The sequence below is a fragment of the Daejeonella sp. AP26 genome (assembly GCF_056680515.1).
This window is the reverse complement of the sequence record NZ_CM155286.1, coordinates 4,167,360-4,193,781: the sequence shown is the minus strand read 5'-3', so window position 1 is coordinate 4,193,781 and position 26,422 is coordinate 4,167,360. Positions and strand designations below refer to the sequence as shown.

Sequence of the window (26,422 nt, the reverse complement as noted above, 5' to 3'; positions counted from 1 at the left end):
GTAGAATTCGTAATTCTTATATTAGTTCTGAAACTTCTTTGCGTTTATTTTACGTTCGCTTTCGCCAAGGTAGATTTTACGCAAACGCATGCTTTTTGGAGTGATCTCGATATATTCATCAGCTTGAATGTATTCCATCGCTTCCTCAAGAGAGAACTTAATCGCTGGCGCAATACGAGTATTGTCATCTGTTCCAGAGGCACGCATGTTGGTTAAGGCTTTTCCTTTAACAAGATTTACAACCAGATCATTATCACGAATGTGTTCACCCATAATCTGTCCTTCGTAAACATCAACACCCGGATCAACAAAGAAACGACCGCGATCCTGTAGCTTATCGATAGAATAAGCTGTAGTCTGACCTTTTTCCATAGATACTAATACTCCGCTTAAACGGCCTGGGATAGTACCTTTCCATGGCTCGTAAGCCTTGAAACGGTGTGCCATAATTGCTTCGCCACCAGTAGCTGTTAATACGTTGTTACGTAAGCCGATAATTCCACGTGCGGGAATCTCGAACTCAAGATGCTGAAGATCGCCCTTAGGTTCCATCACAAGCAATTCGCCTTTACGCTGGGTAACCAGCTCGATAACCTTTCCTGAAACTTCACCGGGAACATCCACAATCAATGTTTCGATTGGCTCGCATTTCACCCCGTCAATTTCTTTAATAATAACCTGCGGTTGACCAACCTGTAATTCATACCCTTCACGACGCATAGTTTCAATTAGAACTGATAAATGCAGAATTCCTCTTCCGTAAACAAGGTATGAATCCGGCGAATCAGTTTCGACAACCTTTAACGCCAGATTTTTCTCCATCTCTTTGTATAAACGCTCTTTCAAACGTTGTGAGGTAACAAATTTGCCCTCTTTACCGAAGAACGGAGAGTTATTGATGGTAAACAACATATTCATGGTAGGCTCATCAATGTGAATTACCTCCAGTTGTTCAGGATTTTCGAAGTCAGCGATGGTATCACCGATATCAAATCCTTCAATACCTACTACCGCGCAGATATCACCAGATTTAACTTCAGTAACCTTTACCTTTCCAAGGCCTTCAAAAACATAAAGTTCTTTGATACGACTTTTCTGAATTTTGCCATCACGCTTTACAAGCGATACCGGCTGATTCTCTTTAACCACACCACGAGCTACCCGGCCAATGGCGATACGACCAACAAATGAAGAGTAGTCTAATGATGTAATCTGCATTTGCAGAGTACCTTCAGAAATTGGCGCTGGTGGAATAAACTCTATAACAGCATCTAATAAAGGAGTGATGTCTTCAGTTTGATTTTTCCAGTCAGTACTCATCCAGCCATGTTTTGATGAACCGTATAAAACAGGAAAATCTAACTGGTCTTCAGTAGCTTCAAGGTTAAAGAATAATTCGAAAATTGATTCATAGACTTCCTCCGGACGGCAGTTCTCTTTGTCAACCTTGTTAACCACAACAATCGGTTTTAACCCCAGAGCCAAAGCTTTTTGGGTAACAAACCGTGTCTGCGGCATAGCTCCTTCAAAAGCATCTACTAACAAGATCACCCCGTCGGCCATTTTAAGAACCCGCTCTACCTCTCCGCCAAAATCAGCGTGACCAGGTGTGTCAATGATATTAATTTTAACATCTTTGTACTGTACTGAAACGTTTTTGGAGACGATCGTTATACCACGTTCACGTTCCAGATCGTTGTTATCCAGGATCAAGTCCCCCGTGGCCTGATTGTCACGAAAAAGGTTCGTTTGATGTAAGATCTTATCAACCAGGGTTGTTTTACCGTGGTCAACGTGTGCGATGATCGCTATATTTCGGATGTTTTGCATGCAAAAACTAATTAAAAAAAATTTTTGCAAAGGTAGTTTTAATTATCGGAAATTTTATACTCCCTGATTCTGAAAGTGTTCTGACAAAAATAAATACAAGTAATATTATCTTTGTGAATGGGAGTTCAGGAAATTCTTTTAGCTGCGATCTTTGTTTTTGCCCTTGTCTATTTAGGCCGAATGATGTACCGCAACCTTAAAGCTGATAAAGGCTGTGCAAGTGGTTGCGGGAAATGCGGGGCAGATTTTTCCAAATTTAAAGTTCCGGATCAAAAGCTTAATTAGATTTTCTGAATCAGACAAACAGCGTAAGCTACTACACCTTCTTCGCGACCAATAAAGCCCATCGTTTCGTTTGTTGTTGCTTTAATTGAAATATCATCTTCATCAATCCCTGCTGATCTTGCAATATTCTTCTTCATTTCAGGAACATGTGGATTTACTTTAGGGGCTTCCATGCAAAGCATGGCATCTATATTCCCTATCTCCCAGCCTTTATCTCTCAATAACTTCGCTGTTTCTTCCAAAAGCACCAGGCTGCTAATGCCTTTCCAACGATCGTCGGTGTTAGCGAAATGAAAGCCGATATCACCCAGGTTAGCTGCGCCAAGCAGGGCATCACAAATAGCATGCAATAAAACATCAGCATCAGAATGACCGATTGCTCCCGAATGGTGTTCCAGCTTTACACCTCCAACAAAAAAAGGATGCTCATACTCCAGCTGATGGACGTCAAATCCAAAGCCCACTTTAATCTTCATACACTACTTCTTTGCAAAATTAAAAATAAGGGAAAACCGGAGCGTTTGAGCGAGGGGACTCTTTTGCTGATTAGCCACAAGGTAGGCGAAATCAAGGTTAAATACATTGTACTTCAACCCGGCTCCCAGGGTAAGGTATTGCCGGTCTCCTTTTAGAGGGTTCTCGTAAAAATAGCCGGCACGAACGGCGAATTGGTTATTATACCAATATTCAGTCCCTAAAGAATAGCTGATCTCCTTCAACTCCTCAGAGAAGCCTCCAGGAGCATCGGAAAATGAACCGAAAATTCCGGAAGGAACTGATCGGTCGGGATCTTTACCGCTTATTATATTTCCATCTTCATCGCGGATAGGACTTGTCGGAACTAACAGCTTGTTTATATCCAGTGCGACAGTAAACTTATTCAGGTCGTCAATATTAAAGGTTGTAGCTCCACCCAGTTTCAAATTGGTTGGCAAAAAAGATTTTTCGGCGGCATCAGAATAACTGACCTTTGTACCAATATTAGAAATATTTACTCCCAGGGCAACCTCAGCGTCTGAACCCACCAATACGGTCCCCTGCTTATAGTAGGCCGACACATCGGCCGCAAGGGCAGATGCCGGGCGAATTTCCTGACCGTTGAATTGTCCGTTACTTAAACTAGAACGGATATAACGTATGGCGGTTCCCAATGAGAAGTTTTCTCCAAACTGCCTGGCAAAAGTACCATCTATAGCAAACTCATTCGGGCTGTAGATTCCAATATCCTGTTGATTTTCGTTGGTTAACTGGATAGAACCGTAGGAGAAATAGCGTAAGGACCCGCCTATAGTATTCCGGTCATCTAAGCGATGGTATACTGACAAATAACCGAGATCTATATCAGGCACAAGGTTTCGTAACCAGGGGGTGTATGAAACAGAAAAACCGGTGGGATCTTCCATGAAAGCCAGTTTTGCAGGATTCCAGTGCATTGAGTTGGCGTCAGGCGAAATGGCCACTCCAACATCTCCCATTGCACCTGAACGGGCATCAGGAGCAATTAACAAAAAGGGGGCAGCAGTTTGAATGGTATTTGAAAACTTGCCGTCGGACTGAGGAACATTTTGAGCCTCGGCTGCAGAAAAGCACCCAAGCAGAATACAAACAGCACTACTAATTGAAACTTTCTTTATCATCATAGATTGCAGACATCACTGTCTAAAATAGAATATTCTTTTGATTAGTACAATATAACGAAAAATCACTCGGTTTCTAACGACCAAGATGTGAGCGAGCTTGAAATTCAATGTAATTATATTAATAATAATGAATATTTCAACTAATTGAATCGGCCAAGTCAACCTGTCAGTTAAATTTAATAACTTACCTGTTCTGCAATAGTGAAAAAACCGTTAACCTTATGTAACTCTGACAACGCTTTTTTCGTTGAATGATAATGCCGGATTATATTTGATCAGGTATGGAAATTTCCATTTGGGATATTATTCTGATTTGTTATTTTTATAGATTAATTGCTCATTTACACTCAATGATTAAAAAATCAATAGTATTCGCTTCTGCTTGTTTGGCCTTGGTAGTTGTCGCAACTGGCTGTAAACAACGTCAGGCGTCTTCTAAAACCGGCATGGCTTACAATGATAAGTACAATGGCGGATATGAAGTTCATAAAAAAGTTCAGCCCGGTCCGGGGCCTGGGTTGGTAGCCATTGAAGGTGGGACGTTCGTTATGGGAGGCTCTTTAAACCAGGATTTGGGTTATGAGTTTGATAACGTCCGACGCCGGGTGACTGTTGCTTCCTTCTACATGGATGAAACTGAAGTAGCAAACGTTGACTGGCTGGAATATCTTTATTGGATCAAGCGTAATTTTCCCGAAGATGGGGAATACTATTATAACGCGATTCCGGATACACTGGTGTGGCGTCAACCTTTATCATATAATGAACCTTACGTAAATAACTATTTACGTCATCCTGCATTTCAGGATTACCCGGTTGTTGGGGTTACATGGGAACAGGCGAATGCCTACGCTGAGTGGCGGACAGATCGTGTAAATGAGGAGATTCTTCGTCAGCGCGGAATTTTGTTGGATTATAAAACTTTAGCCGGCGGAGGCAGAGCAGGTGGTGGGACTACGACGACAACTGCTACTACAAGCTCTGAGCCGTTCAATACCGATATTTATTTGAATGGACAATTTACCCGTGAGCAGGATGGTAAAAAAATGCCACGTGATCTAAATCCGAATGCTACCGCAACAGCAGGTGCAGCGCCGGGGGGAAATAAAGGTCCTACCCGTCAGGTTAGGCTTGAAGATGGGGTATTAAAACAACCGTACCGTTTACCTACAGAAGCCGAGTGGGAATATGCTGCCCTGGCATTAGCCGGAAATACAGAGTATGAGAACATTTCGGATGGAAAGATTTATCCATGGAACGGCTTAGGCGTCCGTTCTCCGAAAAAGAAAACTCAAGGTATGATCTTAGCTAACTTTAAACGTGGCGAAGGTGATAACATGGGAACTGGGGGATACCTGAATGATAAAGCCGATATTACAGCTCCTGTGATAGCATATATGCCAAACGATTTTGGATTATATAATATGGCCGGAAACGTTAATGAGTGGACAGCAGACGTTTATCGTAAACTATCTTTCGAAGATTTTAATGACTTCAATCCTTTCCGTGGTAACGAATACGTGAATAAGCGTCTGGCCGACAGGGATAAAGGTTTGTATGCTAAAGACAAATATGGTCGTCCGATTAAAGATCCGGCAAAGACTGCTAAAAAACAGACATGGGCAGAACGTCAGAATGATGCAGCCAAGATAGATACTTCAGCAATTGCTGGTAAGCCGTACAATCCAGACTTCAGGGGTCACTTAGACACTGTTAACCAGAATTTATACGGAGTTACCACTTTGGTCAATGATCGTTCAAGGGTGTATAAGGGTGGCTCATGGAATGACAGGGCTTACTGGTTGAACCCTGCTACACGCCGCTTTGCGCAACAGGATGAGGCTGGAGCTGAATTGGGATTCAGATGTGCAATGACCTTAGTAGGTCAGCCTGAAATCATGACCAGTGGCAAGCCGCATTTCAATCAGCCTAAGTCACAAGCAAAGAGCAGTAAAAAGATGAAATAACCTTGTTTAAGTTTTCCATAAAATAAAAAGATCTCCAAATTATTTGGAGGTCTTTTTTTATGTAGCAACGAACACGAGATAAAAAAAAGTGAATTTGCTGACGGCGAGCTAAACTAGTTTAGGTGTCTTCTGGGAGCAGCCCCTCTTTATCAGACTCATGGCTCGCAAATTAATTAGTACAGCGTACCCCAAGAATCAGCCTAACGCAATGTTTGAGCTATTGAGATCTGGGTTACTAAGGTTGGGTTGATCAGCATTAAACTCGCTCGTAATCATCACCTTTAATCAAAATAGGCAAGTTATTCAAATAAGAACATTACCTGGTTTTTCTCAACTGTATCTGAGGGACGTATTTTGATAGCTTTTATTCTAACATCTCCCGGTGATTTTATGATATTCTCCATTTTCATGGCTTCAAGAACAAGGATGTTATCTCCCTTTTGCACTTTATCTCCTTCGGATACAAAGATCTTCAATACCAACCCAGGCATTGGCGCTTTCAACTCAGCGATTTTCACTTTACTAAGATTGTCAAGGCCCAACTGATGCAGCAATTCATCATACTGATCTTTAATTTCCAATGCATAGTTGTTACCATTTATTTTGATGGTGCAGACTTTCTCGGCGGCACTAAATGTGACTACTTCCGCCCTATACGACTTATTATTGTGAAGGATATGTAAATGTTGATCCATTCCGTTTACCACATCTATAAAGATTTCCTGACCGTCAACAAATGTCTTACCCTTTTCCTGATTTATTTCGAAGTTTAAGTTGCTATTAACTTTGATTTTGAACATGCTATTGCGTTAAGGCGTATTGAACCAGATTGGCACCCATTTTTAATGCTTTGGAACGTGTCTCTTCAGTATCGCTGGCGTAAGTGCCAGCATCTTCCCATCCGTTGCCCAGATCAGACTCATAGGTATAAAAACAGACTACACGTCCCTGGTAGATCAATGCAAATCCCTGAGGACGTTTTCCATCGTGTTCATGGATTTTGGGCAATCCATTTGGGAATTTAAATTTTTGATTGTATAACGCATGACTTGGGGGAAGTTCTACAAAACTTAATTCAGGAAAAACCTTCTTCATTTGAGGACGAATAAATTTATCGAGGCCGTAATTATCGTCTATATGCAAAAAACCGCCTCCGGTAAGATACTTCCGCAAATTAGCGGCTTCCTGATCTGAAAAGGTCACGTTGCCGTGTCCAGTCATATAGACAAAAGGATAATTGAAGATATCTGTGCTTCCGGCATCTACGTTGGCTTCGTCCGGTTCGAAGTTAGTTCCGAGGTTTTGATTGCAGAAAGAAACTAAATTGCTTAATGCCGTCCGATTTCCGTACCAGTCCCCTCCGCCGTTATACTTAAGTCGTCCGATCTTATAGGTTGGAACTATAAACGCAGCTGAAATCAGTACCAATGCGAATAATGAGCAAAACAGTAAGCGTTTCATCGGTTTAAGAAGTTAATCTCGAAGCATGCCTCAAGGGCTGCCGTCTCAGTTCTCAGTCTGCTTTCTCCGAGGGTTATGGCTTTAAAACCTGATTCTAAAGCAGCTGCAACCTCCGACGCTGTAAAGTCGCCCTCCGGACCTATCATGATCAGGTAATCTGACTGAAGGCTTATCTCCTCCTTTAACGATCCCTTTTTACCATCCATACAATGAGCGATAAATCTTTGACTCTGATGCGTACTCTGAATGAATTGGTGAAAAGATACAGATTGATTTAATACCGGATGGTAAGCTTTTATAGATTGCTTCATAGCTGAAGTAATAACCCTTTTCAATCTTTCCGGTTTTACCTCTCTTCGTTCAGAGTGGTCGGAAATAACCAAAGAGATTTCATCAATTCCTATCTCCGTAGCTTTTTCAAGAAACCATTCTGTACGCTCAATGTTTTTTGTTGGCGCAATAGCAATGTGTAGATAATGATTTCGCTTCGCGTACTGCAGCCTGGTGTCAATGATTTTTAGAAGTGTTCGTTTAGGATGTGCATCCAATATACTGGCTGTGTAAAGACCACCCCTCCCATCGACAAGAGAAACCTCATCGCCGTTCTGGAGTCGTAAAACTTTTATGCAATGTTTGCTCTCTTCTTCATCAAGGGTAAAATAATCAGCACTTATGTCCGGGGTGTAAAACAGATGCATAGCCTTTTTCCACGAAAATATTAGTGAATATCCACTGCATCATCGCTGTTTATTAGCAGCTCCAACTTGACAGATTCAACATTTTGATCAGCCTTTTTCAGAATAGTGAAAGTGTAGCCATTAAATTCGTGCGTCTCGCCGACTTCGGGAATCTTACCTACAAGAGTGCTCAATAATCCTCCTACCGTATCATAATCTCCATCTTCAGGCAGGTCATGCGGCAAATATTCATTAATGTCATATATAGAAGCTGTCGCATTTACAATAAACTCCGTCTCCGAAACTTTGTCAACAATCGGCTTTTCCTCATCATACTCATCCTGAATTTCACCTACAAGCTCCTCCACAATATCCTCGAGAGTTACCATTCCGGCAGTTCCACCAAATTCGTCGAGAACAATGGCGATCTGGATGCGTTTCTGCTGAAACTCAGCCATCAAATCGTTAATTTTTTTCGACTCGTGTATAAAATAAGGTTTCCTGATAATATCTTTTAATATCAGTTCCTTATTATGAGCAAGCAATGGTAGGATGTCCTTTGCATGTACTATGCCTACAATCTTATCAATGGAATCATCATACACTGGTATCCGCGAATATCCTTCACTGATTACCTTATTAAGAATCTCTTCGTAAGAGGTGGTAAGTTCAATACCACTGATTTTGGTACGAGGAACCATAATATTCTTTACAACACGCTCATTGAAGTCGAAGACATTTTTAATCAACTCATGTTCATTATTTTCGATGGCACCGCTTTCCTTCCCCTGATCCAGCAAATACTGAAGCTCTTCTGAACTATGATGCGCCTCATGACTACCAATGGTATTGATACCAATCAGCTTTAGAATGAAATTGGCAAAACCATTTAGTAACCATATAAACGGGCGGAACACTAAATAAAAGAAATGCAGCGGCAATGCAATGCCCATGGTGGTATTAACCGGACGTTGGATTGCAATTGATTTAGGCGCTAATTCTCCAAACACAATATGCAGGACTGTAATGATCGCAAAAGCTATGACAGGTGCAAACGTGCCGGAAAAGCTTGTAATAGCCTGTTCACTGGCACCAAAAAATGCCATCACACTATGGATCAAGGCTTCCATAACCTCTTCACCAACCCAGCCCAAACCTAAGGATGCCAGCGTAATACCCAACTGGGTAGCCGCCAAATACCCATCCAGGTGTTGGGTCATGTGTTTAGCTATTTTGGCTACTTTACTGCCAGTCTTAACTTTAATTTCAATCTGCGAGGCGCGTACTTTTACAATTGCAAACTCAGCTGCAACAAAAAAGCCATTTAGAAATACAAGGAAGAATGTCAGGAATATTTGAAAGCTCATGATAAGTTAAACATTAACAAATGTTGACTGATACAGCTGCAAGCTTTCAGTGATTACCTTGTGTGCATATGATACACCTAACAAATCTTCAATCGATACATCTTTATGTTCCAGAGCTTTATAGTCCTGAAAAAAGCGTACGATTTCAGTCATTGTGTGAGGTGGCAGCTGATCAAGATCGTTGATGTAATTAACAGACATATCATTCTTGGCAACTGCGATGATCTTATCATCCTGCTCCCCATTATCTACCATATGCATGACCCCAATCACTTTAGCCTCAATGATAGTCATCGGATAGACGTCAACTGAGCATAAAACAAGGATGTCAAGCGGATCATTATCATCGCAGTAGGTTTGCGGGATAAATCCGTAATTGGCAGGATACATTACCGATGAAAACAAAACCCGATCAAGTTTGATCAGGCCAGATTCTTTATCAATTTCATATTTTGCTTTAGATCCTTTGGGGATTTCGATAATGGCATTCACAATATTTGGAATGTCTGTGCCAGGGGAAATACTATGCCACGGGTGGTCTTTACTCATATTATTCTATTTGATTTAACTCTTCTTTTTCACTTTTGTTTCCGCTGATTTTTCCCTTTAGGTAGGTCCATACCAGCGGCACTGTAGTCAACACTATAAAACCGATAATAATATACAGCAAGTAATCGTTAATTTCCTGCGCGAATGTCTTCCCTAAAAAAAAACCTAATAAAGTTAGGGATGTAATCCACAAAATACCACCCGCGATATTGTAAAAGGCAAATCGCTTATAATCAAGACGCACAACTCCTGCAAATATGGGAGCAAAGGTTCTCACGATAGGAATAAATCGGCCCATTATCAACGCAAATGCGCCCTGTTTATGATAATAAACCTCGGCAGCTTTCAAGTATTTCTTCTTAAAAAAAAACGAATCAGGCCGATGGTATAGCATCGGGCCAGTCTTCAACCCGAACCAGTACCCAACAAAATTACCCGACACAGCGGCTACAATAAGACCAATAATCAACATAAAAATAGTAACATCCAGTTTCCCGGTTGCGACAAACATTCCTGCTAAAAATAGTAGATAGTCCCCGGGGAGAAAGAAGCCGAAAAACAAACCAGTCTCTGCGAAAACAACAAACAGCAGGACATAAAAGCCGCCGTCCCTTAGTAATTGTTCCGGATCGATAAGCTGTTGTACGGCATCCCAGATCTCTTGCATAGTTGAATAAGGGTAAATCTACAACATTAATTCCTAATCCGGAACTAGAACAGATTAGATATAAGGCCTGGGTACACCCCCAGAACGATCGTTATAAGTGCAGAGAATGCAATCACGATACTAAATAAAGGAGACGAAAGCACCGCATGATGATCGGGATCTTTGAAGTACATTGCCACCATTACTCTTAAATAATAGAATATTCCAATCACGGCGTTGATAACCGCAAGTACCACAAGTACTATATGATACTCTGAAAGCGCGGCTGAAAACATCATGAACTTTCCGATAAATCCAGCGGTTAATGGAATACCTGCCAGGGAAAGCATCGCGACGGTCAGGGTGAAAGCCATAAAAGGATTTTTACGACCCAGGCCATTGAAACTCTCATAATGATCGGAACCCATTTGACGCTTTACCAGGATAAGCACTGCGAAAGCTATTATGGAAGCAACCGAATAAGCCGTGGCATATAGAATTACAGCATTTATTGAATCATTTCCCAAAGCCACGATGGCAAATAACATATAACCGGCATGCGATACGCTTGAAAAAGCCAGCATCCTTTTGAAGCTATTCTGGTATAAGGCGGATACGTTTCCAATAAACAATGTAATGACGGTGATGATCAATAAAGGCATCATCCAGAAATCATACAATGGCGCAAAGCAGATAAGGAAGATTCTTAGGAAAGCCGCAAAACCTGCAGTTTTAACTACAGTCATCATAAACACTGATATCAACGAAGGAGAACCCTCATAAACATCAGGCGCCCAAAAATGGAAAGGTGCTACTCCAACTTTAAAACACAGACCTATAATGAGTAACAGTAATCCACTATAAAATAATGGAGAGATATGGGTCGGGTTGGTGATGACATAGTTCTTAATAAATGCCAGATCGAATGAGCCGGTCGCGCCATAAAGTAATGCGATACCTAACAGCAGGAATCCTGTGGAGAAAGCCCCCATTAGGAAATATTTCAAAGCCGCCTCATTTGAAGAAAAGCTTTTCTTGCGGATACCTGCTAGAATATACAAACTTACCGACATGATCTCGATACCAATGAAGAGCATTGAAAGATTATGATATGACACCATCACCATAATCCCTGTCAGGGAGAACATAATAATAGCGTAGTATTCAGCAACGTGCTCGCTTATCCTTTCAAAATAATCTCTGGATATCAGCAGAATGAGCATTGTAGAAAACACACAGATAACGGTGAAGGCAATTGCGAAATTATCGAACAGCATCATACCGCTATAAATGGGCTTCGGATTATTATTCCACTCCATTATTGATAAGCCAATAACTGCAGCCAGACCAATTAGTGTAACTGGCAACAAAGCATTCTTTGCTTTGAATAAGCCCAGATATAAAACGATAATGGCTAAAACAGATAAGGTTATTAAGGCACTCATACTTAGTTTACTAAAATCTTTTGGTTAACCTGCTCTATTAAATTACTCACCGCAGCTTCCGAAATGTGAAGCAGGGGCTGTGGATAAACTCCTATAAATATTACCAGGGCACAAATAACAACCAAAACAGTTTTTTCGGTCGCATCAATATCTTTAAATACTTCGGTGATTTCGTTAAGCTGACCTAACATTACGTTCTGGTACATGCGAAGTAAGTAAACAGCACCAAAGATGATTGTTAAGCCGGCGATTGCCGAGTACCATATATTATAATTATAAACACCTACAAGCAATAAGAACTCGCCTATGAAACCATTGGTTAATGGCAATGCCACCGTTCCCAACAATATTATAAGAAAGCAGATTGCGAGAGCGGGTGCTACTTTAGCAATGCCACCCATTGCGTCGATCTGCCGGGTATTCAATCTGCGGATAATAATGTCGAGTACAAAAAACATCCCAACCACGTTAATACCGTGGTTAAGCATCTGAATCATCGCTCCCTGAACTCCCTGAACATTCCAGGCAAAAATACCAGCTGCAATTAAGCCGACGTGAGCAATTGATGAATAAGCAACCAGCCGTTTAATATCTTTCTGGGTGAAGGCAATTATTGATGCGTATACGATTCCAATAATAGAAAGTATAAGTGCAGTTTGCCCCCACTCTGCAAAACCAAGAGGTGCAACTGGAATTAACCAGCGTATAACGCCATAGATACCCATTTTAAGCATTATACCAGCAAGCAGCATTGTTCCGGCGGTAGGCGCCTCTGTATAGGTGTCAGGCTGCCAGGTATGAAACGGAAACACAGGCATTTTGATAGCGAACGCCAGAAAGAAAGCACCGAATATCCACCCCTGAATATTGGCCGGAAGATTTAACTTATAAAATGAGGCTAAATCGTATGAGTTATCTGGCGTCTGCAGGTGCAGATAAATGATGGCAATCAACATGATCAGACTGCCGGCTATAGTGTAGATAAAAAATTTCAGGTTTACACGAATCCGGTTCTCGCCTCCCCAAATAGCGCAAATGAAATATATTGGTATAAGAGCAGCTTCCCAACCTACATAGAATAAGAAGGCATCCATTGCTGTAAACACAAGCAGCAAGCCAGCTTGCATAAAAAAGATCAGCGCGTAAAATGCACCCGGCGATTTATATTGATACTTGGAACTTGCCAGGATGATGATTGGTATCAACAAATTGGTCAACAATATCAGAATCATAGAGATTCCATCAGCTCCAATTTTAAAATGGATACCGAAATTATCGATCCACGAATGATCAACAACAAACTGAGTGGATGCATCCGGAATAAAAGCGCTTAACAGAAAAAATGTAATCAATAACGGAATCAGTGAAGCACCAAGAGCGTATTTCCAGGCAGCGCTTCCCTTAGCAAATAAGGAAACTGCGGAGAAAGCTAAAGGAAAAAGGAGTATTAGCAGTAAAAAATTCATCATCAAGATCTATCCGCGTTAATATTAAATTTTATAGTACCCATATACAAATAGCGCCACTATTCCTGCTACCATCATAAAAATATAAAAGCCGGTATTTCCCGATTGCAACAGACGAAAGCCCTTGCTCGATTCCGTGGCACCCGACCCAAATCCGTTGACGATTCCGTCAATACCAGATTTATCAATTACTCTGTAGAAAAAATTAGATAAGCTGTCAAGAGGACGGGTGAATACTGCACGATATATTTCGTCAACATAGAATTTGTTATACGATGCATTGGCAAGCGCAAGTCTCGAAGCACCATCAGCTACCGGTATATGTGATCGTTTCACATATCTAAAATATGCGAACACTGCTGCAGCTAAGGCACCGCCAACTGAAACCGCCATTAATATAAATTCGGTGGTATGATCTAAGGTCAATCCTTCAGATTTTGATGCAGAATCTGCAAAGACAGGCGAAAGGAAATTAGCTAGCCAATGCCCCCCACCTAATGCTTCAGGCACATTGATAAAGCCACCAACTGCAGCCAGAATAGCGAGAATGATCAATGGAATAGTCATCGACTTCGGTGACTCATGCAAGTGGTGCTGCTGATCCTGGGTTCCGCGATAGTTACCATAAAAAGTCAGGAACATCATCCTGAACATGTAAAATGCTGTCAGGATAGCTCCTATAACTCCAGCTACCCATAGAAACTGATTATGTTGAAATGCGTGAGCCAGAATCTCATCTTTGGAAAAGAAACCGGAGAACGGAGGCAAACCTGCAATTGCGATGGTACCAACCATCATAGTTAAAAAGGTAACCGGCAACTTGCTCTTCAGGCTACCCATGTTCCGCATATCCTGTTCATTGCTCATAGCATGAATAACAGAACCTGCACCCAGGAATAATAAGGCTTTAAAGAAAGCGTGTGTAATTACATGGAAGAAAGCTCCTGTGTAAGCTCCAACGCCTAAACCCAGGAACATATATCCAAGCTGAGATACTGTAGAGTATGCAAGAACTTTTTTAATATCCGTTTGAGTTACTGCAATAAGTGCAGCAACTATTGCCGTTGCTATACCAATGAAGGAAACAACCGACAGTGTCTCAGGTGCCAGGGTAAATAGAATGTTTGAACGTGCAATCATGTAAATACCTGCTGTCACCATAGTTGCGGCGTGAATCAAGGCGGAAACAGGAGTCGGACCAGCCATCGCATCCGGCAACCAGGTAAATAATGGTATCTGAGCTGATTTGCCAATGGCACCTACAAATAACAGAGCAGTTATTAGAACTAGCATATTATCGCCGGAGACCATTTTGGCTGCCTGAGGGAAGATCTGGCTAAATTCCACACTTCCGAAGGTGGCAAACATGACGAAAATTGCGATTAAGAAACCTAGGTCACCGATGCGGTTCATTACAAAAGCCTTTTTAGCCGCACTTGCGTATGATACATTTGTAAACCAAAAACCGATAAGGAGATAAGAGCAAAGCCCGACACCTTCCCAGCCTATAAACATAATGACATAGTTAGAGCCTAACACTAACAGCAGCATGAAAAAGATGAAAAGGTTCAGATAGGAAAAAAACTTATTGAAACCTGCATCATGATGCATATATCCTACCGAATAAACGTGGATCAGGAAACCGATTCCGGTTACAATAAGCAGCATCAAAGCGCTGAGCGGATCTACCAGGAAGGAAAATGGAACAAGAAGGCTGCCTGCGCTGATCCAGTCAAACAACGGTATAGTAAATGATTTTACAGCAGAGGAGTTAAGTTCGAAGAAAACACCAAGGCTTAATCCAAAGGACAATAAAATGGTCAAACTGCCAATAAAACCTACAACGCTTTTAGGAAGTATGTTCCGCCCTAATCCATTGATCAGGAATCCAATCAATGGAAACAAAACAATTAACCAAACTAAATCTATCATCTTATATTCAGAATTATATTGAAGGATCAGTACAGACAATAGATTTCAAGCTATTCCCGGACCTGTCCTCAGGCACTACCATTTTAATTTATTTAACACGTTGATGTCTGTAGAACTGGTATTTCTGAAGACCATCACTATAATCGCAAGCCCCACAGCCACTTCAGCTGCAGCCAGAGCCATTATGAAAAAAACAAAGACTTGTCCTGAGGCGTCGTTATGATGAACAGAGAATGCAGTTAACAGTAAGTTTACCGCATTAAGCATCAATTCAATTGACATAAAAATGATGATAGCATTTCTGCGGATCAACACTCCGATAACGCCAATAGCAAAAATAATGGCACTAAGCAGGATATAATGATTTAACGGAACGCCTTGCAGGGCTTGGGTTACATTCTCCATTATGCGGTTTTAGGTTCTCTTTTAGCTAATAATACTGCCCCAACCATAGCGGTTAGCAATAGAATGGAGGAGATTTCGAATGGCAGCAAAAATTCGCTGAATAATACTTTCCCGAGGTTCTTGACCAACCCCAGATCGGGATCCCTCAAAAGAACAGGATCTGATATATGCAATGATTTCATAGAACCGACCAGAGTAACCAGCAAGCACAATCCTGCTATCAATCCTGCTACTTTCAGAAGGTTCGATTTCATAGGTTCTGTTTCTTCATTGAGATTCAATAGCATGAGCACAAACAGAAATAGCACCATGATCGCTCCCATGTACACGATGAAATTTACAATTGCCAGAAACTGGGCGTTCATCAGAACATAATGAACGGTGAAAGTGAAAAAGGTAATAATTAAGTACAATACACTATGGATCGGATTTTTTGAGAAAATCACCATAAGTGAAAAGAAAATGGAAAGAATTGCAACTATGTAGAATAGAGATATACCCATTAAATTCTGTGTTGATCTTTGCGATTTAAATGCGGCGCAAAGGTATAATTTATACTGTGATATTTAATAAACCCCGGCCGGAATGTTAATTTGCCGATGTAGTCTCATATTTTATCGGCTCTTCAACCAGTTTGTCTTTTCCGTAAATGAAATCTTTTCTAAGGTAATCGGCAGGCACAATCGGACCGTCCAGATAGATCGCTTCTTTTGGACAAGCTTCCTCACATAATCCGCAGAAAATACAGCGGAGCATGTTTATCTCATAAACTGCCGCATATTTTTCTTCACGATATAAATGCTCTTCGCCTTTCTGACGTTCGGCAGCAATCATGGTGATCGCCTCGGCCGGGCATGATAATGCGCACAGTCCACAGGCTGTACAGCGCTCTCTGCCTTCTTCATCACGTTTAAGCGAGTGCAGTCCCCGCCAATTTTCAGAAAATTCACGTTCTACCTCAGGATAAAAGATCGTCTCCTTTTTCTTGAACATATGCATGAAAGTAATAGCCATCCCCTTAAAAATTGCAGGAAGATATATTCGCTCCCAGAAATTCATGGGTTTTTGCGCCAGTACTTTCTTTCTATTAGTTAATGACTCCATAGTATCAAACTCTATCAATCTCACTTTCTCACGCAGGAGAATATGGCTTATAATTTATCATAGATTGTAATCACAATTCCTGTAATTACGATATTGGCAATTGCCAGTGGAATTAAAACTTTCCACCCCAGGTTCATCAATTGATCATAACGGAAACGCGGAACAGTCCAGCGAACCCACATAAAGAAAAAGATAAACGCAAAGATCTTAGCAAATAAAACAGCCATCGCAATGAGCGGTCCTATTACTGGTCCAACCATGTTACCCACCCAATCCATACCTGGATAGTTATATCCTCCGAAATACAAGGTCGACATCACTGCTGAGGCTACAAACATGTTTAAGTATTCTGCAAACATGAAAGCACCCATCTTAAAACCAGAGTATTCAGTATGATATCCACCTACTAATTCAGTCTCACACTCAGGTAAATCGAATGGAGTCCGGTTGGTTTCTGCAAATGAACAAACAAGGAAAATAATGAATCCAAGAGGCTGATAAAGGATATTCCAGTTACCACCATGTTGCTGTCCTACGATCTCTCTCAAGCTTAAAGTATTCGTTACAAGCAACAGTGCAATAAGAGAAAGTCCCATGGGAATCTCGTAACTAATGCTCTGAGAAGCAGCTCTTACAGCTCCCATCAGAGAAAACTTATTATTCGAAGCCCATCCGCCAATCATTAATCCATAAACGCCCAAAGAAACAATCCCAAAAATGTAAAGAACACCTACGTTGATATCAGCAACCTGTAATGGGATAATCCGGTCACCTATAATCATATCAGGTGCCCACGGAATTACGGCACTACCTATACAGGCTGTTAGTAACGCAAGTGAAGGTCCTGCTATGAACAAAAATCTATTGGAATCGGTTGGAATGATCTCTTCTTTAAAGAACATCTTCAATCCGTCTGCCAGAGGCTGAAACATTCCCCCCGGACCCGCACGGCTGGGACCTACGCGGTCTTGCAGATACCCGGCTATTTTGCGCTCAGCAAGAGTCGAATACGCTGCAACACCAAGACTGACCAGGAATATCACCGTAATCAGTACAAATTTTTCTATAACGAATGCTAATTCCATCAGATCTTAGTTGTTCTATCAAACTCAATTTTATTTGCTTCAATTAAAACCGGATTTCTTTCAATTACCGGGAGAAGCTGCAATGTTTCGTAATGATTAGACGATATAACTGAAGTATTTGCAATATGACGGGGCCCTTCAATCACCCAGTCACTGGTCTTCTTAGTTTCAAAGCGGCACGTGTTGCATATGAAATCAGCCACCTCACCAAATTGATCTTTACGCCCCGTCACGCGGATTACTTCTTCGCCTTTATACCACAGAGTCACCTCACCTTTACAGGTCGGGCAATCCCGGTGTGCATCAACAGGCTTGGTGAACCAAACCCGGTTCTTGAAACGAAAAGTCCTGTCTGTTAGAGCGCCAACCGGACACACGTCGATCATATTACCTGAAAAATCATTTTCAACTGCTTTCTCAATATATGTAGAGATCTCAGAAGCGTCTCCACGACCCAAAACACCATGGATCCGATTATCCGTGATCTGATCAGCTACATAAACGCAACGGTAGCATAAAATGCAACGCGTCATGTGTAACTGTATTTTATCCCCGATATCAATCTTGTCAAAGGTACGGCGCTCAAACTCATAACGGGTTTTAGCAAGACCATGCTCATAGCTTAAATCCTGCAAGTGGCACTCCCCCGCCTGGTCACAGATCGGGCAGTCGAGAGGATGATTGATCAGCAGCATCTCTACCACTCCCTTACGGGCCTCAATCACTTCAGGCGATGTTATGTTTTGCACCTCCATGCCATCCATTACACCTGTACGGCAGGAAGCTACCAGCTTCGGCATCGGCCTTGGATCCTTTTCAGAACCTTTGCTCACCTTTACCAGACAGGTACGGCATTTACCGCCGCTGCCTTCCAGCTTTGAGTAATAACACATAGCCGGCGGCACAACTTCTCCTCCAATCTGGCGGGCTGCGTTTAAAATGCTCATTCCAGCTTCAACTTCAACCGTAATTCCGTCTATGGTAACTTTAACCTTATCTGACATTATTTATCAGTTTTTACTTTTTATGTGTTCTTAATTCCCTGAAACCAGTTCTTCTGGTTTCGGTAAGGAATCAGCATAATTCCCAATCCCAAAGTTTCGCTCCATTGCCTCTTTTGGATGGCTCACATGCCATTCAAATTCTTCGCGGAAATGACGGATGGCACTTGCCACAGGCCAGGCAGCCGCATCACCAAGCGGACAAATTGTATTTCCTTCTATTTTACTAGCTACATCCACCAGCAAATCCATGTCACTCATCTTACCATGTCCGTAATCCAGGCGGTGAAGTACTTTCTCCATCCAGCCTGTACCTTCCCGGCAAGGCGAACACTGACCGCAACTTTCGTGATGATAGAAACGACTAAAGTTCCATGTATTTCTAACAATACACTGGTCCTCATCGAAAGCTATAAATCCGCCGGACCCCATCATAGAACCCGACTGAAATCCCCCTTCAGCCAATGATTCATAGCTCATCAGCCTGGCTTCACCGGCTATTGTTTTCAACGTAAGATTTGCAGGCAGAATTGGTACAGATGATCCACCGGCAACCACAGCTTTCAGGCGTTTACCGTTGGGAATGCCACCACAATATTCGTCAGAATAAATAAATTCCTCTACCGGCAAGCCTAGTTCAATTTCATACACTCCCGGCCTATTTAAGTTACCGGAAGCAGAGATTAACTTAGTTCCGGTACTGCGGCCAATTCCAACCTTAGCGTATTCATCACCGCCGTCATTTATAATCGGCACTACTGCCGCTATAGATTCAACGTTGTTTACCACAGTTGGACAGCCCCAAACGCCAGAAATAGCCGGAAAAGGCGGTTTGATACGTGGATTACCGCGCTTACCTTCTAAAGATTCTATAAGAGCAGTTTCTTCCCCGCAAATGTATGCTCCGCCACCAGGCTGAACGTATAGTTCTAGATCGTAACCCGAACCTAAAATATTTTTACCTAAAAACCCTGCATTCTTTGCTTCAGCTATAGCTTTCTCCAGAATTCTGATTTGAGGCATCATCTCACCGCGAACGTAGATGTATGAAGTTTTTGCTCCCAGAGCAAAGCTGGATACAATCATTCCCTCAATCAGCGCATGCGGTATGTAGGTCATCAGGTACCTGTCCTTAAAAGTACCTGGTTCCGACTCATCAGCATTACACACAAGATAACGGGCTTTTCCTTCTGGCTTAGCCAAAAAGCTCCACTTCATCCCTGTCGGAAATCCTGCTCCTCCCCGCCCACGCAACCCTGATTTTTTCACTTCCTCCACCACATCGTCAGGCGACATGGTTTTAAGAGTTTTCTCAACGGCACGATAGCCTCCATGCTTTCGGTACACATCGAAAGTTTGAATGCCAGGAACGTTAATATGTTCTAATAATAATTTACGAGCCATGTTCAGTTTGACAATTTGTTAATTTGCTATTGTCTGTTCTTTCTCTTTCAACTCCTTGATAAGCTGACCTACACTTTCCTCGGTCAGATTCTCATAAAAAGTGTATTCTGGTCCTATTTGTAAAACAGGGCCCATACCGCAGGCTGCCAGACATTCCACTCCCCGCCAGCTGAACTTACCGTCGGCAGTTACTTCACCCTCCTTAACGCCTAACTTAGTTTCAATATGTTTCATGATCTTTTCGGCGCCTACCAGGCAACAAGGACCGGTACGACAAACCTCCAGCACATACTTACCCTGAGGTTTTAGAAAGAACATGGTATAAAAAGTGGCCACCTCATAAACCTCTATAGGCTTCAGATTTAAATAACCGGCAACACGTTCCATGGCGGCAGTACTCAGCCAGCCATATTCAGCCTGTACTAAATGCAAGATCGGAAGCAAAGCGGCTTTGTGCTTCCCTTCCGGATATCTTTTGATGATCTCATCGAATTCAGACAACAATTCTGGTCTGAAGTCAATATGTTCGGTCTCTTCGGTTACTTTAAGCATCTAACTCTCCAGCAATTACGTTTAAACTACTCATGTTAATTATCGCATCAGAAAGTAACATGCCGGCACTCATCGGGGCGTACATCTGGTAATTAATAAAGCTTGGTCGGCGGAAGTGCAAACGATACGGAGATCGTCCGCCATCATTTACCAGGTAAAAACCTAACTCGCCGTTGCCACCTTCTACCGCATGATACACTTCAGTTTTTGGAGTGTCGATCTCACCCATGACAATTTTAAAGTGATAGATCAGCGCCTCCATATTATTATAAACTTCTTCCTTCGGTGGAAGATAAAATTCAGGAACATCAGCATGAAAAATACCTTTTGGTTCTTTCTCAATCTTCTGTAAAGCCTGCTCAATTATGCGCAGACTCTGCCACATTTCTTCATTACGAACGGTATAGCGATCATAAACATCGCCTGTATTACCTACTGGTATTTCGAAATCAAAATCTTCATACGATGAGTAAGGCTCATTTACACGCACGTCGTAATCTACACCCGTAGCACGCAAGATAGGCCCGCTCCAGCTATAGTTTAACGCTGTTTCCGGATTCACAGCTCCCACACCAGATGTGCGCTCAATGAAAATCCGGTTACGGTCAAACAGAGTTTCAAACTCTTTCAATATTGGTGGAAACTTTACCAGGAACTTTTTGATCTTGGCGAAAGCAATATCGTTAAAATCACGTTCAAAGCCACCGATACGACCAATATTCGTTGTTAAACGGGCACCGCATATTTCTTCATAGATCTCATAAATATGTTCCCGCTCTTCCATTAGATAAAGGAAACCGGAGAAAGCCCCGGTATCAACACCAAGAATTCCGTTACACACCAAATGATCCGAAATCCGTGCAAGTTCCATGACAATTACCCTAAGGTAGTCAACACGTTTAGGAGTTTGAATATTTAAAAGCTTTTCAACCGTCATGTGCCAGCCCATATTGTTAATAGGGGATGAGCAATAATTCATGCGGTCAGTAAGGGGTGTGATCTGATAGAAAGGGCGATGCTCAGCAATCTTTTCAAAAGCCCGATGAATGTAACCGATGGTAGACACACCGCTTACTATCCGCTCACCATCCATCTCCAGCACATTCTGAAAAACTCCGTGTGTAGCGGGGTGAGTAGGTCCCAGGTTTAAGGTTATCGTTTCCTTCTGGGGATCATTGTCTGTATAAACGGGATGGTTATTCATTTATCTTCCGAAGAAATAATCTTTTTTATCAACGCGGTTAGGATCTTCCAGCGGATATTCTCTGCGCATCGGAAAAACCGTCATATCGTCAACATTTAAAATACGAACTAAATTAGGATGACCTTCAAAAATGACCCCAAAGAAATCATACGTTTCGCGCTCCATCCAGTTCGCTCCCTCCCACAAAGTAGTGGCTGTAGGGATAACCGGATTTTCACCATCAAGAAAGACCTTAATACGAACTCTCACATTATTGGTTAGGCTGTGCACATGATAAATCACACCTATTGACAGCTTCTGTTCCGGATAATGAATAGCAGTTATATCAGTCAGATAATTAAACCTAAGATCCTTGTCTTCCTTTAAAAAGCGAAGAATCTCCGCAATGTTCTCTTTGCTGGTTTCGAATGTTAGCAGGCCATAAGGCTCAGTGGGAACGGAGATGCTCTCAGTAAAACGCGCTGTAATTCTTTGCAATACAGCCTGGCTATTTAACTTACTCATTAAAGGATTCCATATTTTGACATCAGTTCCTGGTACTCAGGCGATTCCCGCCTGCGGAGGGATTCATCTTTAACCAGTTCCTGGATCTTATTAAAACCATTTATTATAGCTTCAGGTCTAGGTGGACAACCGGGGACATAAACATCCACCGGAATAATCTCATCAATCCCCTGCAAAACCGAATATGTATCAAAAATACCACCGCTGCATGCACAAGCACCTACAGCGATAACCCAGCGTGGCTCGGCCATCTGTATGTACACCTGGCGTAAAACCGGTCCCATTTTCTTAGCGATGGTTCCCATCACCATCAACAGATCTGCCTGTCGTGGTGAGAAACTTGGACGCTCAGAACCGAACCTTGCAAAATCATAGTGCGATCCCATCGTTGCCATAAACTCAATTCCACAGCAGGAGGTTGCAAAAGGTAAAGGCCACAATGAATGAGAACGGGCAAGCCCAACTACTTTCTCCATTGAAGTAGCAAAAAAACCTGAGCCTTCTATCCCCGGAGGAGCTTCAACTAACTTAACATCACTCATAATCTTTCCCGATAATAAAGTCCGCTAATTAATGCTGACCCTTCAAAATTACTAAATTTAACCCTTCCCGTTCACGCAGAACTGTATTGAAACGGTCAAGTTATTAATCCCAATCTAAAGCGCCCTTTTTGACAATGTAAATAAAGCCCAAAAGAAGTGTCCCCATAAAAATGAACATTTCTATCAGTCCATTCACACCGAACTCTCTGAAGTTAACCGCCCATGGATACATAAAAATTACCTCGACGTCAAAAAGGACAAACAAAATGGCTACAAGAAAATACTTGATCGAAAATGGCTGCCGGGCATTACCAATAGATTCGATACCTGATTCAAATGCAACCAGTTTATCAGCAGTCTTTCTTTTAGGACCAACAAGATGGGTAATTGTCATGGTTAATACAACAAACCCCAGAGCTACAACTATCTGAAATATAATAGGGAGATAATTTACGGCTGTATTTTGTGCTTCCATATATGTTATTGAACGGCGCAAATATAAATAGAAAGAGCCCCGAAACAAACATTCCGGGACTCTTTTAAAATCTATGTGACCTTCTTACTAATTTTTACTCGCGCTTAACGCTTTAAGAGCACTCTGCGCATAAGCATCAGAAGGCTCAAGTTCAATCACCTTGCCAAAGTATTCTTTAGCTTTAGCAACATCGCTGCGCTGGTAAAATGCACCTAAGTTTTTATAAGCTTCAACTACGGTATTCTTAATTCTGGCCTCTGAAGTTGCATCTGGTTTTGCCAAAACAATCTCGAGGTATTTTTCATAATCAGGAACCATCAAACCCTGCATATTCTCTTGATTATCCACAAGCTTTTTAACCCTTGCGCGATATAGATAAGCATCAGGATTTGTAGGGGCTACCTGAATAACATAACTGAATGCAGAGTCCGCTTTAGTTAAAAGGGTAGCATCAGGAGTCTTTGTTTTATCGTTAGCCTGTGTCGCATAATCAAAGTAATGAGCCATGCCCAAATAAAAGTTATCATATGCTTTGGTCTTTGACTCTGGATTATTAACCGCGATTTCAAACATCTTAGCGGCGTCTGCATACTTCTTAGCAGAGAATAACGCTTTACCAATATCACCCATTACTTCCACATTACTCGAATCTAAAGTTACTGCCCTTTTAAGGTAGTCAATACCTTCTGACTCTGAACCAGGCGTCTTTATTAAAGCGCGACCCAAGTAAAGATAATCCTGTGGGATAATGCGGCTTGTGTCAACTTTGCCAATGAAATCTTTCAACGCCTGAACACTTGCCGGATAGTTACCATTCTCATATGCTGAATATCCTAAATATCTAAAAATACGAGGATTGGTTTTATCCATCTTGGCCATAGCATTGGCTTCAGCTTCAAGTTCTTTGTACTTTTTAGCTAAAATCAGGAAAGTTGCATGACGCTCACGAGATTCCAAAGATCTGTCTGTCAGATCCATGTATTTCTCATAGTATTTCAATGCCTCATTTATGCGTTCATCGTATTTACTTGATTGAGCATTACCCCAATAGTAATAAGTTTCAGCTAATTCGCGGTAAGTTGGTCCATAGTTCGGATCCAAAGCAACAACCTGATTTAACTCAGCCACTGATTCAGGATATGCTTTTGATAACTTATTTAACACACCAAGTTCAATCTTAGCACGCAGCAAGTTCTTATTCATATCAAAAGCAGTACGGTAACTGCTGAAGGCCTCACTATTTTTTTGCTGAACACGGTAAGCATCACCCAATGCAAGAAAAACTTCCGCATCTTTTGCGTTTATTGCTTTCGCTTTTTCTAAAGCTGCAATTGCTGCAGCGCCGTCTGGCTTTGGAGCAGCGGTATAAGCTTTTCCAATAAACAATAGCGTGGTATGATCCTTCTTCTTAGTTAAAGACAACGCCTTATCAAACTGCGCCTTTGCGCTCTGTGGGCTCTCAACTAACGCAACCGAACCCAAACCTACATAGTTCAAAGGAAATTCGTTGGCCGCACTAACGCCTTTCTGGTAAGTCATTTTGGCCGAATCAATATAATCCGTCTTCATATACACATTGCCCAGGTAAAAATAATTTTCACCATTAGCAGGTTGAGACTGTATCAAGCCCTTAAGTATGGTCTTGCTTTTTTGGTATTGTTCTGCGTCAATAGCTTTTTTAGCGTCGGCTATGCTTTGTGCAAATGCAGATGAAGCTATAAAAACCAACCCTAAGGATGTATTGACTATCTTTTTCATCATTTCCATTTTCCGAGTATTAATTGTTAATGTTCTGGTTAATAATAACTTGACGTGATGGTATACTATCTGGAAGCAGTCCGGATTTTAGTACAATCCTTTGCCCGCTTTCTCCGGCGATAAAAGATGCAAATCCTGTGCCCAAACCTGGCCTGCCCTCCCCATTAATAATGTATAAATTTCTGCTTAGCGGATAAGTTTCATTTGCCAAATCATTCTGATAGGGCTTGTAGTAGCTATCTGAGCCCGGTTTTCCCGGTAAATTCTTAACGCCCATGATTCTTAAACCTGATACAATTTTCTCCATTTTTTCGTCAGGCTGCACAATCCAGTTAATTCCAATAACGCCGATAGACCCAGGATGTTCATTTACATAATTAATGACATCGGGATTGGACGCTAGAGCATAAACGCCTTTTGATGGCAATTCTTTTACTCCGGATAAATTTTTAATATACCGTACGGTGCTGGAGTTTGCGTTATCAAAAACGAGGCTTTTGTTAGCTATATGCTGCCCTTTCATAATCGATATGATTTCAGCCACGGTTATAAGCGAATCAGGGTTGCTTTTTTGCGTGATCAGCGCCACGCCGTCAACTGCAAACCTGTTTACCCGCAAGCGGATGTTTTTACTTTCATATTGCCTTGCCTCTGTTGGTGTCAGCTCACGCGAGAGTATCGCAACCCGCACACTATCTGAAAGAAAAAGGTTCAACACCTGATTCTCTGGCTTGAAAATCAAATTCAATTTACTTTCCGAATAATTACTTTCAAAAACATAAGCCTGATCTTCTATAATCGGCGCAAAAGATTCATCGACCACTATGTCAATCTTTCCCTTTGTATATGTCGACCCGTCTGAAGTTTTCGAATCCTGACAGGCAAATAGAAACAGTGCCCCAGTTAAGAACAAACAGATACAATGATGACGCCTCATAGTTAATTTCTTAAAAGCCGAACAAACCTGAAAAATGAATACCCAATCAATAATACGCCAAACGCAATCCGGTAACCCAGATCAAGTTGGATTGGAAAATCCTTCCAGAAGATTACCGCGATGCCCAGTATTAAATATAAAGAAAACATCACTAGCCCTAAAACAAACAGAAATCGCCTTGCGGGC

Annotated in this window: 27 protein-coding genes; 2 read left to right on the top strand and 25 right to left on the bottom strand. The window is 41.7% G+C overall.

The annotated features are described in order from the left end of the window. Nucleotides 1-21 precede the first annotated feature (21 nt). The gene (gene typA / locus AC1MCB_RS17875) at nucleotides 22-1,830 is read right to left on the bottom strand and encodes a translational GTPase TypA (protein WP_479966080.1); all 1,809 of its coding nucleotides are present in this window, start codon (nucleotides 1,828-1,830) and stop codon (nucleotides 22-24) included. A gap of 117 nt (nucleotides 1,831-1,947) precedes the next feature. Between typA and AC1MCB_RS17870 the strand changes: the two genes are divergently transcribed. Continuing rightward, nucleotides 1,948-2,115 carry a FeoB-associated Cys-rich membrane protein gene (locus tag AC1MCB_RS17870; protein WP_479966079.1) on the top strand — a complete coding sequence of 56 codons (168 nt, stop codon included), beginning with the start codon at nucleotides 1,948-1,950 and terminating at the stop codon, nucleotides 2,113-2,115. Here AC1MCB_RS17870 and ispF read toward each other — a convergent pair. Both ispF and porV read right to left on the bottom strand, forming a co-directional pair. Beyond that, a complete protein-coding gene (ispF, locus tag AC1MCB_RS17865; RefSeq protein ID WP_479966078.1) occupies nucleotides 2,112-2,591 on the bottom strand; it encodes a 2-C-methyl-D-erythritol 2,4-cyclodiphosphate synthase in 480 nt (159 codons plus the stop codon). The genes AC1MCB_RS17870 and ispF overlap by 4 nt on opposite strands. A gap of 3 nt (nucleotides 2,592-2,594) precedes the next feature. Beyond that, the gene (porV, locus tag AC1MCB_RS17860; protein ID WP_479966077.1) at nucleotides 2,595-3,755 is read right to left on the bottom strand and encodes a type IX secretion system outer membrane channel protein PorV; all 1,161 of its coding nucleotides are present in this window, start codon (nucleotides 3,753-3,755) and stop codon (nucleotides 2,595-2,597) included. 350 nt (nucleotides 3,756-4,105) lie between these two features. Here porV and AC1MCB_RS17855 point away from each other — a divergent pair, with 350 nt between their 5' ends. Further along, complete coding sequence (locus AC1MCB_RS17855) at nucleotides 4,106-5,722, top strand: SUMF1/EgtB/PvdO family nonheme iron enzyme (protein WP_479966076.1); 1,617 nt, start codon at nucleotides 4,106-4,108, stop codon at nucleotides 5,720-5,722. Nucleotides 5,723-6,021: 299 nt separating this feature from the next. Here the strand turns inward: AC1MCB_RS17855 and AC1MCB_RS17850 are convergent, their stop codons facing one another. The 22 genes from AC1MCB_RS17850 to AC1MCB_RS17745 form a co-directional block, all read right to left on the bottom strand. After that, nucleotides 6,022-6,522 (bottom strand): acyl-CoA carboxylase biotin carboxyl carrier protein subunit, encoded by a 501-nt coding sequence (locus tag AC1MCB_RS17850; protein ID WP_479966075.1) that lies wholly within the window; start codon nucleotides 6,520-6,522, stop codon nucleotides 6,022-6,024. A gap of 1 nt (nucleotide 6,523) precedes the next feature. Beyond that, entirely contained in the window at nucleotides 6,524-7,183 is a 660-nt protein-coding gene (locus AC1MCB_RS17845; protein ID WP_479966074.1) for a DUF4159 domain-containing protein, read from the bottom strand. Then, a complete protein-coding gene (locus tag AC1MCB_RS17840; RefSeq protein ID WP_479966073.1) occupies nucleotides 7,180-7,881 on the bottom strand; it encodes a 16S rRNA (uracil(1498)-N(3))-methyltransferase in 702 nt (233 codons plus the stop codon). The genes AC1MCB_RS17845 and AC1MCB_RS17840 overlap by 4 nt, the downstream gene beginning before the upstream one ends. Nucleotides 7,882-7,901: 20 nt before the next feature. Next, nucleotides 7,902-9,227: a hemolysin family protein gene (locus AC1MCB_RS17835; protein ID WP_479966072.1), complete on the bottom strand. Its 1,326-nt coding sequence runs from the start codon at nucleotides 9,225-9,227 to the stop codon at nucleotides 7,902-7,904. A 6-nt stretch (nucleotides 9,228-9,233) separates the two neighbouring features. Next, nucleotides 9,234-9,776 (bottom strand): inorganic diphosphatase, encoded by a 543-nt coding sequence (locus tag AC1MCB_RS17830; RefSeq protein ID WP_479966071.1) that lies wholly within the window; start codon nucleotides 9,774-9,776, stop codon nucleotides 9,234-9,236. 1 nt (nucleotide 9,777) lies between these two features. After that, a complete protein-coding gene (locus AC1MCB_RS17825; protein WP_479966070.1) occupies nucleotides 9,778-10,443 on the bottom strand; it encodes a DedA family protein in 666 nt (221 codons plus the stop codon). 44 nt (nucleotides 10,444-10,487) lie between these two features. Then, nucleotides 10,488-11,867, bottom strand: coding sequence for an NADH-quinone oxidoreductase subunit N (locus AC1MCB_RS17820; protein WP_479966069.1), 1,380 nt, complete (start codon nucleotides 11,865-11,867; stop codon nucleotides 10,488-10,490). Between the two features lie 2 nt (nucleotides 11,868-11,869). Further along, entirely contained in the window at nucleotides 11,870-13,333 is a 1,464-nt protein-coding gene (locus tag AC1MCB_RS17815; RefSeq protein ID WP_479968758.1) for a complex I subunit 4 family protein, read from the bottom strand. Nucleotides 13,334-13,357: 24 nt separating this feature from the next. Further along, nucleotides 13,358-15,265, bottom strand: a complete 1,908-nt coding sequence (nuoL, locus tag AC1MCB_RS17810) for an NADH-quinone oxidoreductase subunit L (RefSeq protein WP_479966068.1) — start codon at nucleotides 15,263-15,265, stop codon at nucleotides 13,358-13,360. A 75-nt stretch (nucleotides 15,266-15,340) separates the two neighbouring features. Then, the gene (gene nuoK, locus AC1MCB_RS17805; protein WP_479966067.1) at nucleotides 15,341-15,670 is read right to left on the bottom strand and encodes an NADH-quinone oxidoreductase subunit NuoK; all 330 of its coding nucleotides are present in this window, start codon (nucleotides 15,668-15,670) and stop codon (nucleotides 15,341-15,343) included. Beyond that, the gene (locus AC1MCB_RS17800) at nucleotides 15,670-16,173 is read right to left on the bottom strand and encodes an NADH-quinone oxidoreductase subunit J family protein (RefSeq protein ID WP_479966066.1); all 504 of its coding nucleotides are present in this window, start codon (nucleotides 16,171-16,173) and stop codon (nucleotides 15,670-15,672) included. Before AC1MCB_RS17800 ends, nuoK begins: the two co-directional genes overlap by 1 nt. Nucleotides 16,174-16,258: 85 nt before the next feature. Continuing rightward, complete coding sequence (locus AC1MCB_RS17795; RefSeq protein ID WP_479966065.1) at nucleotides 16,259-16,774, bottom strand: NuoI/complex I 23 kDa subunit family protein; 516 nt, start codon at nucleotides 16,772-16,774, stop codon at nucleotides 16,259-16,261. A 47-nt stretch (nucleotides 16,775-16,821) separates the two neighbouring features. Beyond that, nucleotides 16,822-17,859 (bottom strand): NADH-quinone oxidoreductase subunit NuoH, encoded by a 1,038-nt coding sequence (nuoH, locus tag AC1MCB_RS17790; RefSeq protein WP_479966064.1) that lies wholly within the window; start codon nucleotides 17,857-17,859, stop codon nucleotides 16,822-16,824. Then, the gene (locus tag AC1MCB_RS17785) at nucleotides 17,859-18,863 is read right to left on the bottom strand and encodes an NADH-quinone oxidoreductase subunit G (RefSeq protein WP_479966063.1); all 1,005 of its coding nucleotides are present in this window, start codon (nucleotides 18,861-18,863) and stop codon (nucleotides 17,859-17,861) included. The genes nuoH and AC1MCB_RS17785 overlap by 1 nt, the downstream gene beginning before the upstream one ends. Before the next feature lie 30 nt (nucleotides 18,864-18,893). After that, nucleotides 18,894-20,264 (bottom strand): NADH-quinone oxidoreductase subunit NuoF, encoded by a 1,371-nt coding sequence (gene nuoF / locus AC1MCB_RS17780; protein ID WP_479966062.1) that lies wholly within the window; start codon nucleotides 20,262-20,264, stop codon nucleotides 18,894-18,896. Between the two features lie 18 nt (nucleotides 20,265-20,282). Beyond that, complete coding sequence (locus tag AC1MCB_RS17775) at nucleotides 20,283-20,816, bottom strand: NADH-quinone oxidoreductase subunit NuoE family protein (RefSeq protein ID WP_479966061.1); 534 nt, start codon at nucleotides 20,814-20,816, stop codon at nucleotides 20,283-20,285. After that, complete coding sequence (locus AC1MCB_RS17770; RefSeq protein WP_479966060.1) at nucleotides 20,809-22,020, bottom strand: NADH-quinone oxidoreductase subunit D; 1,212 nt, start codon at nucleotides 22,018-22,020, stop codon at nucleotides 20,809-20,811. The genes AC1MCB_RS17775 and AC1MCB_RS17770 overlap by 8 nt, the downstream gene beginning before the upstream one ends. Beyond that, nucleotides 22,021-22,524 (bottom strand): NADH-quinone oxidoreductase subunit C, encoded by a 504-nt coding sequence (locus AC1MCB_RS17765; RefSeq protein ID WP_479966059.1) that lies wholly within the window; start codon nucleotides 22,522-22,524, stop codon nucleotides 22,021-22,023. After that, a complete protein-coding gene (locus tag AC1MCB_RS17760; RefSeq protein WP_479966058.1) occupies nucleotides 22,524-23,066 on the bottom strand; it encodes an NADH-quinone oxidoreductase subunit B in 543 nt (180 codons plus the stop codon). Before AC1MCB_RS17760 ends, AC1MCB_RS17765 begins: the two co-directional genes overlap by 1 nt. Before the next feature lie 103 nt (nucleotides 23,067-23,169). After that, nucleotides 23,170-23,541 carry an NADH-quinone oxidoreductase subunit A gene (locus tag AC1MCB_RS17755; RefSeq protein ID WP_479966057.1) on the bottom strand — a complete coding sequence of 124 codons (372 nt, stop codon included), beginning with the start codon at nucleotides 23,539-23,541 and terminating at the stop codon, nucleotides 23,170-23,172. 87 nt (nucleotides 23,542-23,628) lie between these two features. Next, on the bottom strand, nucleotides 23,629-25,302 hold the full coding sequence (locus AC1MCB_RS17750) for a tetratricopeptide repeat protein (RefSeq protein WP_479966056.1): 1,674 nt from the start codon (nucleotides 25,300-25,302) through the stop codon (nucleotides 23,629-23,631). A gap of 16 nt (nucleotides 25,303-25,318) precedes the next feature. Further along, nucleotides 25,319-26,236, bottom strand: a complete 918-nt coding sequence (locus AC1MCB_RS17745) for a PstS family phosphate ABC transporter substrate-binding protein (RefSeq protein ID WP_479966055.1) — start codon at nucleotides 26,234-26,236, stop codon at nucleotides 25,319-25,321. Between the last annotated feature and the right edge of the window lie 186 nt (nucleotides 26,237-26,422).

What these genes read in the sequence shown, in the direction of transcription:
- typA (WP_479966080.1), bottom strand. Translation starts at nt 1,830, where the DNA reads ATGCAAAACATCCGAAATATAGCGATCATCGCACACGTTGACCACGGT.
- AC1MCB_RS17870 (WP_479966079.1), top strand. Translation starts at nt 1,948, where the DNA reads ATGGGAGTTCAGGAAATTCTTTTAGCTGCGATCTTTGTTTTTGCCCTT.
- ispF (WP_479966078.1), bottom strand. Translation starts at nt 2,591, where the DNA reads ATGAAGATTAAAGTGGGCTTTGGATTTGACGTCCATCAGCTGGAGTAT.
- porV (WP_479966077.1), bottom strand. Translation starts at nt 3,755, where the DNA reads ATGATGATAAAGAAAGTTTCAATTAGTAGTGCTGTTTGTATTCTGCTT.
- AC1MCB_RS17855 (WP_479966076.1), top strand. Translation starts at nt 4,106, where the DNA reads ATGATTAAAAAATCAATAGTATTCGCTTCTGCTTGTTTGGCCTTGGTA.
- AC1MCB_RS17850 (WP_479966075.1), bottom strand. Translation starts at nt 6,522, where the DNA reads ATGTTCAAAATCAAAGTTAATAGCAACTTAAACTTCGAAATAAATCAG.
- AC1MCB_RS17845 (WP_479966074.1), bottom strand. Translation starts at nt 7,183, where the DNA reads ATGAAACGCTTACTGTTTTGCTCATTATTCGCATTGGTACTGATTTCA.
- AC1MCB_RS17840 (WP_479966073.1), bottom strand. Translation starts at nt 7,881, where the DNA reads ATGCATCTGTTTTACACCCCGGACATAAGTGCTGATTATTTTACCCTT.
- AC1MCB_RS17835 (WP_479966072.1), bottom strand. Translation starts at nt 9,227, where the DNA reads ATGAGCTTTCAAATATTCCTGACATTCTTCCTTGTATTTCTAAATGGC.
- AC1MCB_RS17830 (WP_479966071.1), bottom strand. Translation starts at nt 9,776, where the DNA reads ATGAGTAAAGACCACCCGTGGCATAGTATTTCCCCTGGCACAGACATT.
- AC1MCB_RS17825 (WP_479966070.1), bottom strand. Translation starts at nt 10,443, where the DNA reads ATGCAAGAGATCTGGGATGCCGTACAACAGCTTATCGATCCGGAACAA.
- AC1MCB_RS17820 (WP_479966069.1), bottom strand. Translation starts at nt 11,867, where the DNA reads ATGAGTGCCTTAATAACCTTATCTGTTTTAGCCATTATCGTTTTATAT.
- AC1MCB_RS17815 (WP_479968758.1), bottom strand. Translation starts at nt 13,333, where the DNA reads ATGAATTTTTTACTGCTAATACTCCTTTTTCCTTTAGCTTTCTCCGCA.
- nuoL (WP_479966068.1), bottom strand. Translation starts at nt 15,265, where the DNA reads ATGATAGATTTAGTTTGGTTAATTGTTTTGTTTCCATTGATTGGATTC.
- nuoK (WP_479966067.1), bottom strand. Translation starts at nt 15,670, where the DNA reads ATGGAGAATGTAACCCAAGCCCTGCAAGGCGTTCCGTTAAATCATTAT.
- AC1MCB_RS17800 (WP_479966066.1), bottom strand. Translation starts at nt 16,173, where the DNA reads ATGGGTATATCTCTATTCTACATAGTTGCAATTCTTTCCATTTTCTTT.
- AC1MCB_RS17795 (WP_479966065.1), bottom strand. Translation starts at nt 16,774, where the DNA reads ATGGAGTCATTAACTAATAGAAAGAAAGTACTGGCGCAAAAACCCATG.
- nuoH (WP_479966064.1), bottom strand. Translation starts at nt 17,859, where the DNA reads ATGGAATTAGCATTCGTTATAGAAAAATTTGTACTGATTACGGTGATA.
- AC1MCB_RS17785 (WP_479966063.1), bottom strand. Translation starts at nt 18,863, where the DNA reads ATGTCAGATAAGGTTAAAGTTACCATAGACGGAATTACGGTTGAAGTT.
- nuoF (WP_479966062.1), bottom strand. Translation starts at nt 20,264, where the DNA reads ATGGCTCGTAAATTATTATTAGAACATATTAACGTTCCTGGCATTCAA.
- AC1MCB_RS17775 (WP_479966061.1), bottom strand. Translation starts at nt 20,816, where the DNA reads ATGCTTAAAGTAACCGAAGAGACCGAACATATTGACTTCAGACCAGAA.
- AC1MCB_RS17770 (WP_479966060.1), bottom strand. Translation starts at nt 22,020, where the DNA reads ATGAATAACCATCCCGTTTATACAGACAATGATCCCCAGAAGGAAACG.
- AC1MCB_RS17765 (WP_479966059.1), bottom strand. Translation starts at nt 22,524, where the DNA reads ATGAGTAAGTTAAATAGCCAGGCTGTATTGCAAAGAATTACAGCGCGT.
- AC1MCB_RS17760 (WP_479966058.1), bottom strand. Translation starts at nt 23,066, where the DNA reads ATGAGTGATGTTAAGTTAGTTGAAGCTCCTCCGGGGATAGAAGGCTCA.
- AC1MCB_RS17755 (WP_479966057.1), bottom strand. Translation starts at nt 23,541, where the DNA reads ATGGAAGCACAAAATACAGCCGTAAATTATCTCCCTATTATATTTCAG.
- AC1MCB_RS17750 (WP_479966056.1), bottom strand. Translation starts at nt 25,302, where the DNA reads ATGATGAAAAAGATAGTCAATACATCCTTAGGGTTGGTTTTTATAGCT.
- AC1MCB_RS17745 (WP_479966055.1), bottom strand. Translation starts at nt 26,236, where the DNA reads ATGAGGCGTCATCATTGTATCTGTTTGTTCTTAACTGGGGCACTGTTT.